General features: G+C 65.8%; 10 protein-coding genes. 4 read left to right on the top strand and 6 right to left on the bottom strand.

Annotation, left to right across the window (positions count from 1 at the left end):
* The 3 genes from ACI48D_RS22140 to ACI48D_RS22130 form a co-directional block, all read right to left on the bottom strand.
* A partial coding sequence (locus tag ACI48D_RS22140; protein ID WP_435573400.1) for a TldD/PmbA family protein occupies positions 1-964 on the bottom strand: 964 nt, incomplete at its 3' end.
* 115 nt (positions 965-1079) lie between these two features.
* Positions 1080-2417: a TldD/PmbA family protein gene (locus ACI48D_RS22135; protein WP_435573399.1), complete on the bottom strand. Its 1338-nt coding sequence runs from the start codon at positions 2415-2417 to the stop codon at positions 1080-1082.
* A gap of 15 nt (positions 2418-2432) precedes the next feature.
* Positions 2433-4070, bottom strand: coding sequence for a TldD/PmbA family protein (locus tag ACI48D_RS22130; protein ID WP_435573398.1), 1638 nt, complete (start codon positions 4068-4070; stop codon positions 2433-2435).
* Positions 4071-4394: 324 nt separating this feature from the next.
* Here ACI48D_RS22130 and ACI48D_RS22125 point away from each other — a divergent pair, with 324 nt between their 5' ends.
* From ACI48D_RS22125 to ACI48D_RS22115, 3 genes are all read left to right on the top strand, one after another.
* Positions 4395-5168, top strand: a complete 774-nt coding sequence (locus ACI48D_RS22125) for a class I SAM-dependent methyltransferase (protein ID WP_435573397.1) — start codon at positions 4395-4397, stop codon at positions 5166-5168.
* An 80-nt stretch (positions 5169-5248) separates the two neighbouring features.
* Positions 5249-6784 carry a trypsin-like peptidase domain-containing protein gene (locus ACI48D_RS22120; protein ID WP_435573396.1) on the top strand — a complete coding sequence of 512 codons (1536 nt, stop codon included), beginning with the start codon at positions 5249-5251 and terminating at the stop codon, positions 6782-6784.
* A 2-nt stretch (positions 6785-6786) separates the two neighbouring features.
* Positions 6787-7725 (top strand): hypothetical protein, encoded by a 939-nt coding sequence (locus tag ACI48D_RS22115; protein WP_435573395.1) that lies wholly within the window; start codon positions 6787-6789, stop codon positions 7723-7725.
* A gap of 4 nt (positions 7726-7729) precedes the next feature.
* Here ACI48D_RS22115 and ACI48D_RS22110 read toward each other — a convergent pair whose 3' ends face one another.
* Positions 7730-9382: a serine hydrolase gene (locus ACI48D_RS22110; protein ID WP_435573401.1), complete on the bottom strand. Its 1653-nt coding sequence runs from the start codon at positions 9380-9382 to the stop codon at positions 7730-7732.
* 134 nt (positions 9383-9516) lie between these two features.
* Between ACI48D_RS22110 and ACI48D_RS22105 the strand changes: the two genes are divergently transcribed.
* A complete protein-coding gene (locus tag ACI48D_RS22105) occupies positions 9517-10092 on the top strand; it encodes a TMEM165/GDT1 family protein (RefSeq protein ID WP_435573394.1) in 576 nt (191 codons plus the stop codon).
* Between the two features lie 44 nt (positions 10093-10136).
* Here the strand turns inward: ACI48D_RS22105 and ACI48D_RS22100 are convergent, their stop codons facing one another.
* Both ACI48D_RS22100 and ACI48D_RS22095 read right to left on the bottom strand, forming a co-directional pair.
* Positions 10137-11798 (bottom strand): CehA/McbA family metallohydrolase, encoded by a 1662-nt coding sequence (locus ACI48D_RS22100; RefSeq protein ID WP_435573393.1) that lies wholly within the window; start codon positions 11796-11798, stop codon positions 10137-10139.
* 96 nt (positions 11799-11894) lie between these two features.
* A complete protein-coding gene (locus ACI48D_RS22095; RefSeq protein ID WP_435573392.1) occupies positions 11895-12794 on the bottom strand; it encodes an outer envelope protein in 900 nt (299 codons plus the stop codon).
* Positions 12795-12863: the final 69 nt, after the last annotated feature.

Raw genomic sequence — 12863 nt, 5'->3', positions numbered from 1 at the left:
CGTAGCCCAGCACGCGGTCCAGCTCCGTCGGGTGGCCGACCGATTCGTGGATCGTCAGGAACAGGTTTTCCGGCGCGATCACGAGGTCGTACTTGCCCGGCTCGACGCTCTTGGCGCCCAGCTTCTCGCGCGCCTGCCTGCCGGCGTTGCGCGCTTCCTCGACGATGTCGTAGCCGCCCTTGTACAGGGTGGTGACGCCGCCGGCGGCGCGGATCTTGTGTTCGGGGCGCGCATCGAAGTATTCGTAGCCCATGCCGACCGGCGGCGCCAGCCCGGCGCGCGAACGGAATTTGCCGGTCGCCTTGTCGACGGCGGTGGCGGTGAGCGGCGCCCACAGGCGGTGGATGTCCTGGTCGATGTACGAGCCGTCGGTGGAGGCGAAGTACTTCTGCTGGTTCACCTGGAACAGGTTGGCCGTCATGAAGCTGGCGCCGGCGTCCAGGCCCGCCTTGTTGGCGGCGATCAGCATCTCGGCCTTGTCCTTGACGGGCACCGCGCGCCAATCCTTCTTGATGGGCGTGGCCCAGGCGACGTCTCCGACTCCCTTGACCGGGGCGAGCTGCACCGGCTCGGTCTGCAGCCTGGCGTTGGCGCGGGCGATCGCCACTGCCTGGCGCGCGGCGTTGGCGACGGCATCCGGATTCATCGCGTTGGTCGCGGCGAAGCCGTAGGCGCCATCGGCGATCACGCGCACGCCGATGCCGCTCGACTCGGTGTTCGTCACGCTCTGGACCGTCAGGTCGCGGGTGCTGATGAACTGGTTCAGGTAGCGCCCGATGCGCACGTCGCAATAGCTGGCGCCGGCCTTGGTGGCCGCGTTCAGGGCGGCATCGGCGAGCGCCTTCTTCAAGCTCAGGGCCATCGTGCTTTGCAGCTCTTCGGCGGCGATGGCGTTGCCGAAGACGGGGACCAGCATGGCGCCGGCGGTACCGGCGGCGAGGGTCAGGAAGGTACGGCGTTCCATTGAATCTCCAAGAATACCCGTCGTTCCCGCGAAGACGGGAACCTAAGTTTGTATGCGTTTCGTCAGCCCATGCAGAACTTAGGCCCCCGCCTGCGCAGGGACGACGTATTACTTTTTACACCGCGTCCGACAGCGACGTGAAATTGAAATCGCGTACCTTCATCGGCGGAATCGCCATCTGGAACGGCACCTCGTCGCCGCCGATGATGACCGGCTTGCCGATCTCCTCGATGTTGTTCAGCATGGTCACCGGACTCTCGTTGAAACGGAAGTTCTTGATCGGGTACTTGATCTTGCCGTTCTCGATGTAGAAAGTGCCGTCGCGGGTCAGGCCGGTCAGCAGCACCGACTGCGGGTCGACCATGCGGATGTACCAAGTGCGGGTCACCAGGATGCCCTTCTTGGTGCTGGCGATCAGGTCCGCGGTCGATTTATCCGTGCCGGCCATGATGATGTTGCCCGGCGTCGCGGTCGGCTTCACGCCCTTCTTCTTGGCCCAGTACTGCGAGTAGTTCAGGGCATTGACCTTGCCGTCCTTGATGATGTCCATGCGTTCGCGCGCGATCAGGTTCTGGTTATCCCACGGCAGCACCGGAACGTCCGGATTCCAGGGATCGGCCCAGATGTTGACCTGGCTGTCGAACAGCTTGTCGCCCAGGCGCGAGGCGCCGCCCTTCTTCGACAGGAAGCTGCGGCCCTCGTCGGTCTGGCGCGCGTCGAAGCCGAACAGCATGAAGCCGAGCAGTTCGGAGGTCGCGGCCGGCTCCAGGATCACGGTGTAGCGGCCCGGCTCCAGCGCCCGGGAGTCTACCGAGCGCAGTGCCTTCTCGATCGCCACGTCGGCCGCTTCGCGCGGATCGAATTTCGCAGCGTCGGTGGCCGAACGCTTGACCCAGCCGGAGCCGCGGCCGTCTTCGGTGCGGACCGTGCAGGTGAAGTCCAGGCCGGTTTCAATCTGGTGGCCGAACACGCCGTTCGAATTCGCGACCGAGGTGAACGAGGTGCTGTCGTTGAAGAAGCCGGCGGCCACCAGCTTCTGCTTGCGGCAGGCTTCGATCGCATAGGCCGCGGACTGGGCGCGGAATTCCGGATCGATCGCGGCGGTCTTCTTGCTGAAGGTCTCGGACGCGCGGTAGTTCTGCTTGGCGACGGCCGGCATGAACTCCGGATTTTCCGGCGCCAGCCTGGCCAGGTCTTCGGCGCGGCGCACGACTTTTTCCAGCGACTTGTCGTCGAACTCGTTGATGGTGGCGGTGCCCTGGCGCTTGCCGAAGGCGACCTGCACGGCGATGCCGGTGTCTTCCGCCAGGCCGGCGGTGGAGACCGCGTTGCGCGCGAAGCGGATGTTGCCCTTGCGGCTGCCTTCCACGGTCACGCTGCATTCGTCGGCCTTGGACAGCGACAGCACGCGGTCACAAATATGCTTGGTTTGTTCCTGGGTCAGGATGGTCATGGTGTGCTCCCTGCCTTAGCCGATCTTGCGGGCGGTGTTGATGACGTTGATGCCGTTGAAGCGCGCGGTCGAGGCGCCGTGCGACACGATGGAAATCTGCGGAGGCTGGCCCTTGCCGTCGAAGAAGGAGCCGCCCATGCGCCAGTCGCGCTCGTCGCACAGCGCGGTGCAGGCATTCCAGAAGTCCTGGGTGTTCGACTGGTAGGCCACGTCTTCCAGCATCTGGCCGATCTTGCCGTTGTTGATCTCATAAAACAGCTGGCCGCCGAACTGGAAGTTGTAGCGCTGCTGGTCGATCGAGAACGAACCGTCGCCGACGATGTAGATGCCCTTCTTGATGTCCTTGACCATCTCGTCCGGGGTCATCTTCTTCGTGCCCGCCTGGAGCGACACGTTCGGCATGCGCTGGAACTGCACGTTGCTCCAGCTGTCCGCGTACGAGCAGCCGTCCGATTCGGTCTTGCCGATGATGTGGGCCTGGTCGCGCGTGGCCTGGTAGCTGACCAGCACGCCGTCCTTGATGATGTCCCAGCGCTTGCACTGGACGCCTTCGTCGTCGTAGCCGACGTTGCCGAGCGAGCCCGGGGTGGTCTTGTCGGCCACGATGTTCACCAGCTTTGATCCGTAGTTGAATTTCTTCGACTCCCACTTGTCGAGGGTGGCGAAGCTGGTGCCGGCGTAGTTGGCCTCGTAGCCCAGCACGCGGTCCAGTTCCGTCGGGTGGCCGACCGATTCGTGGATCGTCAGCCACAGGTGTTCGGGCGAGAGCATCAGGTCATACTTGCCCGGCGCGACGCTCTTGGCGCTCAGCTTGCGCTTGGCGTCGCGGCCCGCGGCGCGCGCGTCCTCGACGATGTCATAGGATTTCGTGTACAGCGTGGCGACGCCGCCGGCGGCCTTGATCTTGTCTTCCTTGCGCCCGGCCAGGTATTCGTAGCCCATGCCGACCGGCGCCGACAAGCCCTGGCGCGAACGGAATTTACCCGTCGCCTTGTCGACCGCGGTGGCGGTCAGCGGCGCCCACAGGCGCTGGATGTCCTGGTCGATGTAGGAGCCGTCGGTGGACGCGAAGTACTTCTGCTGGTTCACCTGGAACAGCATCGACTGCATGAAGTTGGCGCCGCCGTCCATGCCGGCCTTGTTGGCGGCGATCAGCAGCTCGGCCTTTTCCTTGATCGGCACCGTACGCCAGTCCTTGACCACCGGCGTGGCCCACGACACCTCGCCCATGCCCTTGACCGGTGCGAGCCGCACCGGCTCGGACTGCAGCCTGGCGTTCGCCTTGGCGATCGCCACCGCCTGGCGCGCCGCGCCGGCCACGCCGTCCGGGCTCATGTCGTTGGTGGCGGCGAAGCCGTAGGCGCCGTTGCAGACCACGCGCACGCCGATGCCGGCCGACTCGGTGTTGACCACGTTCTCGACGTTCAGGTCGCGGGTGATCACGTACTGGTTGAGGTAGCGGCCGATGCGCACGTCGCAATAGCTGGCGCCGGCCTTGGTGGCGGCCCCCAGCGCGGTGTCGGCCAACATCTTCTTGGCGGCGGCCGGCATCGGGTTGAGCAGCTCTTCGGCGGCGATCGCGCGGCCGAATACGGGCACCAGCATCGAGCCGAAAGCCAGGCCGCTGATGTTGAGGAAAGTACGGCGTTCCATTGACGTCTCCTGAGGTGGACAGTGGCCCGGCGGACGGACCGCTCTTGTTATGCTGCGCTTCTACTTTGTCTTGTGCTGCTGAACCATATCAGCAAGCAAAGTTTTTGAATAGGCAATCTTTATGCCAAGCGCTTGAGGCCATGTTTGCGGATGCGGGAGCCGTCCAGTGTCCGGCTTGCACGTGTCCGCGGCGTGTCCGGACAGTGTCCGCGCGGACGCATTTGATGTATATGCAATCTTTACTTGACGACAATTATCGACTGGCCGATGATCGCCAGCAGAACCGGCATGGCGCCGGCACCCACCGATCCTGGAGACCCGAACATGAAACGATTCATCCTCGCTACCTTGCTTGCGGCCGGCCTGGCCGGCACCGCGCAGGCCGACGACACGCAACTGCGCGCGGCGATTGCCGGCAGCCACCGCAGCGCCGCCAACGTGGCGCGCGATGCGTATCGCCACCCGTACGAGACCCTGAGCTTCTTCGGCATCAAGCCGAGCATGACGGTGGTCGAATTGCTGCCGGAAGGCGGCTGGTACACCGAGATCCTGGCACCCTACCTGCGCCAGGACGGCAAGCTGATCGGCGGCGGCCTCATCTCCAAGACGATGCTGGAGTCCAACCCGGCGGTGTATGACAAGGTCGTGCGGGGCGGCTTCAATCCGCCAAAGGCCATCTACAACTTCGCCGCGCCAAACAGCGTTGACATGGTGCTCACCTTCCGCAACGTGCACAACTTCGTCGAGCTGGGCGACGACAAGGTCAAGGACATGTTCAAGGCCATCTACACGAGCCTGAAGCCGGGCGGCGTGCTGGGCGTGACCGATCACCGCCTGCCGGAATCCATGCCGCAGGACGCCAAGGCTTCCAGCGGCTACATCCACGAGTCGTATGTGATCAAGATGGCCGAGAGCGCAGGCTTCAAGCTGGCCGGCAAATCCGAGATCAACGCCAACCCGAAGGACAATGCCGACCACAAGGGCGGCGTGTGGGCGCTGCCGCCGACCTTCGCCAACCGCGACGAAGACCGCGCGAAGTACCAGGCCATCGGCGAGAGCGACCGCATGACGCTCAAGTTCGTAAAACCAACAATGTGACGCACTGGTGAATATTTGTGAACTTTTATGGGGCCGCCCGGTGTATAGTCAACCAGCAATTTTTTAAGTTAAAGAAACGCATGACATTTTCTCGTATCGCTGCCACAGCCCTGCTCGCTGCCGCCAGCCTCGCCGCCCAGGCCCAGGACAAGGATGCCAAGGCTGCGCCGACCGCGCCCGCCATCTCGTCCCGCGTCGAACGTTCGGTCGTCAAGATCTTTTCGACGCTGCGCCGGCCCGACCCGTACAAGCCGTGGACCAAGGCCACGCCGCAGGACGTCACCGGTTCCGGCGTGATCATCGAGGGCAAGCGCATTCTCACGAATGCCCACGTGGTGGGCTATGCCAGCCAGGTGCAGGTGCAGGCCAGCGAGGACGGCGACAAGGTCGGGGCCACGGTGGTGGCGGTGGCGCGCGGCATGGACCTCGCCGTGCTCAAGCTCGACGACGAATCCTTCTTCGACAAGCATCCGGCGCTGCCGCGCGCCAGCGTGCTGCCGGACGTGCGCGAGCAGGTGTTCGCCTACGGCTATCCGGTCGGCGGCAGCTCGCTGTCGATCACCAAGGGCATCGTCTCGCGCGTCGAATTCGTCCCCTACGGCTTCGGCAACGCCGGCCTGCGGGTCCAGATCGACGCGCCGATCAACCCCGGCAACAGCGGCGGTCCGGTGATCGCCGGCGACCGCATGATCGGTCTGGCCTTCTCCGGCGTCGCGAATGCCCAGAACATCGGCTACGTGATCCCGAACGAGGAGGTCGAACTGTTCCTGAGCGACATCGCGGACGGCCGCTACGACGGCAAGCCGCTGCTGCTAGACTCCATCCAGACGCTGGAAAACCCGGTCCTGCGCCAGTACCTCAAGCTCGACAAGTCGGTCGAGGGCGCGATCGTGCACCGCCCCCACAGCACCGACCCTGCCTATCCGCTGAAGGAATGGGACCTCATCACCCGCATTGGCGACTATCCGGTCGATAACCAGGGCATGGTCAAGCTGGGCCCGAACCTGCGCGTGCGCTTCCAGTACCGCGTGCAGCAGGTCGCGAAGGACGGCAAGGTGCCGCTGACCGTGGTCCGCGGCGGCAAGACCCTGCAGGTGCAGGTGCCGGCCGGCGGCCCGCGCCAGCTCCTGATTCCCGACCTGAACGGCGGCTACCCGTCCTATTTCGTGTATGGCCCAATCGTGTTCTCGCGCGCCACCACGGAATACCTGGCCTTCATGAACACGAATGCGGCGGCGCTGAACGCCTTCAGCTTCAACGCCAGCCCGCTGGTGACGCGCCGCGGCGACGCGCCGGACGCCCAGCACGAGGAGCTGGTGGTCATCAGCTCGCCGTTCTTCCCGCACAAGCTGACGGCGGGCTACAGCAACCGCTTCGGTTCGGTGGTCGAGTCGGTGAACGGCGTGCCGGTGCGCAGCCTGCGCCATCTGGTGGCCCTGCTGCGCGACCTGAAGGACGACCTGCTGGTGCTGCGCTTCGCCCAGCGCGAAGGCGAGACCATGGTCCTGCCGCGCAAGGAGATGCTGGACGCCACCGAGAACATCCTGTCCGACAACGGAATCCGTTCGCAGGGCTCGCCGGACATGATGGAAATCTGGAACGGCAAGAAGATCTGAATATGCCCCATTTGCAGCAGCGGACCACCCGGCTGTGCGCCGCCCTCGCAGCAGCGTCGGTGCTGGGCGCCGGCGCCACGCCTTCGCATATGTCCGCCGCATCCGCCGCGCTGCCGGCGCCGGCACAGCTGATGGCCCTGGCCTTTCCGGGCTGGGCCGACAGCACGGCCGCGCGCGTGCAGACCGTGTCCCTGCCCGGCCCTGCGCCGGGTGCCGGCCGCGACGGCTGGAGCGCCGGACCGGCGCGCGTGATCGCCGAACCCAAGCTGGTGCTGCGCCTGGCCCCCGGGCGCGTCATGCTGGTCGCCGGCCTGGCGCCGGCCGGAGAGGACGGCAAGCCGGCGGTCAGCCAGCTGACGCCGATGGCCCTGGCGTCCTACCGGTTCGAGCAGCGTGGCACCGCCTGGGTCGTGGCCGGGCGCCAGGGAGTGTTTGCCTGGCGCGGCTTCCACGGCACGGCGAACGTGCGCGCGGTCACGCTGTCGGAGCAGCGCCAGGGCATCGGCATCGAATACGGAAGCTGCTGGGACGGGTATTGCGGCACCTGGATGGCGCTGTACGAAGTGGAGAAAGGCGCCGTGCGGCGCGAGCCGGCGGTCGAGATGGCACTGTCCGGCTTGAATGCCGACAGCGCGGCCGACTGCGCGCGCCGCCTGCAGCCGCTGGTGAAGCCGCATACGCCGGAACCGGTTCCGGTCTCCTCGCACTTGCCCGAGGGCGCCCACACCGACAGCCATGACTGCTACGCCATCGAGAGCGGCTGGACCATCGAGGCCTCGCGCGGCCAGCCGGGCGACCTCGTCATCCACTACCAGGGCGCGATGAGCCGCGCCGAAGCCCACCTGGCGCCGCCGGTCGCGATCGACCAGCGCCAGGTGCTGCGCTACGGCAGCGGCAAGTACCGGGCGGTTTCAGGCTTCAATCCGGTGCCGCCTATCTAGCTCGTCACTTCTTCACGGGCGTGAAGTTCAGATCCTGGAAGTCGTAGCTGAAGTCGGTCTCGGTGGAGATCGGCTGCATCTTCATGCGCTCGATGCTGCCGTCCGGGTTCAGCGCGAAGCTCACGTAGGCGTCGGCGTTGAAGTTGCGCTCCTTCCAGCGCACGATGAAGGTGTCGTGCTGGAAGTGCTCCAGTTCCCCGGTCAGGTCCGGCGTGCGCGACAGCGACAGCACCTGCCTGCCACCCACGTGCTTGATGGTGGCGATGCCGTACCACGGATCCTGGTAGTCGCCGTCGTAGGATGCGGGCGGCAGCGAAGGCTGGGATTTCGCCGCGCGCGCGGCGCCGGTCTTGGCCAGGCGCGCCTTTTCCTTGGCGTGCATCTCTTCCTCGACCGACGCGACGGCGCCGATCCAGTCGGTCTTGTCATCCTTGTCCACCAGGCGCCCCAGCAGCTGCCACTGCAGCGCGTTCAAGGAGCCGCCGCTTTCGGCGTTGGTGAGGATGGCGATGCCAAGCTTCTCTTCCGGCACCAGTACCACTTTTGAATAAAAGCCCTGCAGCGCGCCGCTGTGCAGGGCCAGCAGGCGGCCGTGATAGTCGCGCAACTGGAAGCCCAGGCCATAGGCGGCGAAGTTGGCCTTGGTACCGGCCAGCTTGGCGTTCGGTTCGCCGGTGCGCATCGGCGTCTGCGCGGTCCACAGCTCGCGCGCCTGCTTGGCGCTGAACAGGCGTGCTTCCTTGCCGTCCGCACTTGTCCCGGCCCCTGCGGGCAGCTTGCCTCCCGCCAGCAGCACGTTCATCCAGCGTGCGATGTCCTCGGCGTTGGTGTTGATGCCGACCGCGCCGACCGCGTTCGGCACCGGCATCGCCTTCACGGCGGCGATCTTCTCGTTGATCTTGCTGTGGGCGTTGGCGACGTTCGGATTGCCGGCGTTTTCCGCCAGGCTGGTGGTGGTGCCGGCCATGCCGACCGGCGTCAGGATGCGCTCGCGGATGGTCTCGCCCCAGGTCTTGCCGGACTTCGCGGCGACGATCTTGCCGGCCACGATGTACAGCAGGTTATCGTAGGCGTAGCTGCTGCGGAAGCTGGTGCTCGGTGCGATATAGCGCAGCTTGTGGATGATCTCGTCGGTCGAGAAGCTGGTGGTCGGCCACCACAGCAGGTCGCCCGCGCCCAGGCCCAGGCCGCTGCGGTGGGTCAGCAGGTCGCGCACCGTCATCTCGTGGGTGACATACGCGTCGTACATTTGAAAATCCGGCAAGTGCTTGGTGACCGGATCGTCCCAGGCCAGCTTGCCCTCGTCGACCAGCATCGCCAGCGCGGCGGCGGTGAAGGCCTTCGAGTTCGAGGCAACTTCGAACAGGGTCTTGCCGTCGACCTTGTCGGGCGCGCCCAGCTTGCGCACGCCGAAGCCGCGCGCAGTCAGCACCTGGCCGTCCTTCACGATGGCGATGGCGATACCCGGCACGTCGAACAGCTTCATGACGCGTTCGACGTCGCTGCCGAGGTAGGAGAGCTGGGGCGCTGCCGCGGCGGTCGATACCGCGGCGGTCGGCACCGCGGCGGTCGACACCGGGACAGCGGCCGGAGCCGGAGCCTGCGCCAGGGCGGCGCCGGAGAATGCGATCAGGAGGGCTGCTGCGATGCGGTTCATGGAGTGCACTGTGGGATTCCTTGGAGACTGAGCTGAATAAGCAGGCGCCAGCAGGATAGCATTTTCAATGCATGCTAGAAAGCGCCCGCCTCTGCTATGATCGCGCCTTTGCTTTTCCCGCCCTGTCGCTTCACATGGACGCCTTCCTCGTTTCCACCGGCATCGTCGCCCTCGCCGAAATCGGCGACAAGACCCAGCTGCTGGCCTTCCTGCTCGCCGCGCGCTTCCGCCGTCCGCTGCCCATCGTGTTCGGCATCTTTGCCGCCACCATCGCCAACCACGCCTTCGCCGCCGCGGTCGGGGCACTGGTCGGCAAGCTGCTCGGCCCCGACGTGATGCGCTGGGTGCTGGGCCTGGCCTTCATCGGCATGGCCGCCTGGGTCATGGTCCCGGACGACATCGATGCGGAAGAAGCGGCGCCGGCGCGCTTCGGCGTCTTTTTGACCACGGTGATCGCCTTCTTCCTGGCCGAGATGGGGGACAAGACCCAGGTCGCGACGGTGGCGCTGGCTGCGCGCTATTCCAGTGCGGTAGCGGTGGTGGCCGGCACCACGCTGGGCATGATGCTGGCGAACGTGCCGGCCGTGTACTTCGGCGACCGCATCGCCGGGCGCGTGCCCTTGAGGCTCGTGCACGGCATCGCGGCCCTGATCTTCCTGGTGTTGGGCTTGGCCACCTTGTTCGGCCTCGGCAGAAATCTCGGCTTTTGATGCGCTCGGCTTTTGATGCGCTCGGCTTTTGATGCGCCAAGCCTCTAAGGCTGCTCTTCCGCCAGCTGGTTGACCCACACCGGCGCCGACCACAATACCTTGCCGTCGTCCTGGGTCAGCTTCACATAGTAGAAATGCTGGCCCGGCGCCGGCGTGACAGTCGACGACGCATCAAGCGTTAATTGGCTCACCGCGCCGTTCCGGCCCGGCACCCCTTCCATGATCGCGATGGCCGCCGCGCGCCGCCCGGCGCCGTTCGCGAACTGCACGGACAGCTGGAGCGCGCCACGGTTGTCGAAGCGCTCGCCCATCAAGTGTCCGTTCGCGGTAAACACCAGCTGCGATTCCTTGTCCATGGTCGCGAACACGCGCCGCGCGCGGACCGCGGCGACGAAGCTGTCACGGGTCAGCGGCTCGCCGTTCGGCACCAGCACCGCGGTGCGGTTGGTGTACGAGGCGCCCCAGTTGGCGCAATGGTTGTCCTGGTTGCTGCTGAAGGCCACATGGTAGCCCGCTTCCAGCAGCTTGTTGCAGGCCGCCTCGAAGTTGCTGCGCCGGGTTTCCGCTTCCTTGTCGTTGGCCGAAAAGGCCGACGTGTTCATCACCTCGCACAGCGCCATCGTTTCGTCGCCGTCCGCCGTGTAAGCCAGCGGCACCCCATCCACCTTGAACTGGTCGTTCAGCGAAGGGTGATTGAACTGGCCGATCCAGCCCTGCTTGCGCATCAGCGTGTACAGCGCGCCGTAGTCGCTGCGCGCGGTGGCGGTGTCGGCCAGCAGTTCACCCTTGCCGTTCCTTTCCCAGCCCAGCAGCTGGTCGCTGTTGAAGATGTTCAGGTGGCCGCCGTTGCTGATCACGCCCCACTCCATGCCGTACAGGGCCAGGAAGTCGCGGTGCTGTTCGTTGAAGTCCCGTGCCGTTTGCAGGCCGGCCTGGTACAGCGCCCTGGCGGCGGCCGGATCGGCATCGGCGCGGGTGCCGTCCGAGCCGTCATACATGTGGTTGTGCTCGGAGACCATCAGCATGTCCAGGCCATGCGCGCGGGCGTAGGGAAAGGCGGCGTCCGGGCCGAAGGGCGCGGTCTGCGGGTCCTGCGCGCCGCGGCAATCATCGAGGGCGCCGCCGCCGTCGCTGTCGCGGGTCTGGCTGTGCAGGTTGCCGTAATAGACGGTGTACGGCAGCGCGCCCGCCGCCGGCGCAGCCTGCAGGACGGTGTGCCGGCCGGGCAGCGGAGCGAAGGCCGGCAGTGCGGGCACCGGCGGGCTGCCGACGGCGATGTCCCAGGATTGCTCGACCTCTTCGCTGCCCGCTGCGGCGCGCAGGCGCACCCGGTACACGCCGGGTGCGGGCCGCCGGTTCGCCAACCTGTTCCCCAGCCGCCCCGGCCAGCGCACCGGTACGTCGACCGGCCGGCCGGACAGGGTCCCGCCCTGCCAGCGCGCGACCTCCCGACCGCCCGGCGCCACCAATGCGAGGTGCCAGCGCAGCTTGCGGTGTCCGCGCAGGCCCGGGTAATCGAAGGACAGTGTAAAGGTGCGCGCATCAAGGCCGCGGCCTTCGCCGTGGTAGGGCGCATCGAGCATCGCCTCGAACTCCTGGTGCTCGTGCGGGACAGGAACCGCGGCGGCAAGCTTGCAAAAGCTGGCCGCTGCCAGGATGAGGCAGCGGGACCAGGCCGGGGATGGGGAAAGGGATGAGGTTTTCATGATGCAATTTTTGCAATTGCATCATTCCCCCATCTTGATCACCGGCTCATGATGATGTCAATTTATTATTATTTAATTGACAAAAACATAGACTGATCAGAAGTGGTATTCGGCGCGAACCATCGGCGTGCTGGCGCGCTGGCCGCGGTTGCCGGTCGTGGCCGCCGTGTTGCCGAACTTGTTGTTCCAGAACTGGTATTCGACGCCGACGCGGAAGCGGTTCTTCGGCTGGCCGAAACGGCTGCCGAGGTCGTACATCAGCTGCATGTCGAGGTTGGTCTCGGCGCCGGTCGGGTTACCGACCTCGTCCCTGCCCTTGGCGGCAATATAGTTCAGGTAGCCCTCGAAGGACCAGCCGGCGCCGTACCCGCCAGCCCAGCTGTTCGGGACCGGGATGCCCCAGCTGGCCGACAGCATCGGGTGGTAGTCGTAGGTATAACGGCTGCGCACCTGGGAAATCGGCGGGAAGGCGCCGCTCGGCGCATTGCTCTCGCGGATCAGGAGGATGCCGGTGCTGAGGAAGCCGGGCACATCCCACATCAGGGTCGGTCCCAGGACCAGCATGCGCTTGCGCGAGTTGTAGCCGACGTCGTTCTTGGTGTTCCAGTCGAAGCCCAGCACCAGGCCCAGGCCCTTCACGGGACCGTAGGCGATGGGCGCGCCGCGCAGCGCGCCGATGTCGAGCGTGTGGCGGTAGACGATATAGGCTTCCTGCGCGCCTTCGGTCTGGTTCAGCGAGCCGGGGTCATTGCTGTCGGACTGCAGCAGGTCGACGTTGAAGTAGTTCGAGCCGTACTTGTAGCCGCTGGCGTGGGTCAGCGCGAAGATGTTCTTCTTGATGTCGGCCGGGTTGAAGGGCTCGCGGAAGCGCTGCCCGTAGCGCCAGCTGATCGCCGTGTCGCTCCAGTCGGCGGCATAGGCCGGCAGCGCCGTACTGGCGGCCACAGTCAACAATCCGAACGCGGCCAGGGCCGCGACGCTTGTACGTTCGCTCATCGTTTTCTCGATTTTTAGTAAGGGGGGTTATTGTAATGACGGGATAACGCTAGTGTAGCTGGAAGCCGC

The sequence above is a fragment of the Massilia sp. LXY-6 genome (assembly GCF_051233485.1).
In the GTDB taxonomy this organism is placed as follows: domain Bacteria; phylum Pseudomonadota; class Gammaproteobacteria; order Burkholderiales; family Burkholderiaceae_D; genus Telluria.
Note: the sequence above shows the minus strand (reverse complement) of the source record. Positions and strands in the feature narration are given on the sequence as shown.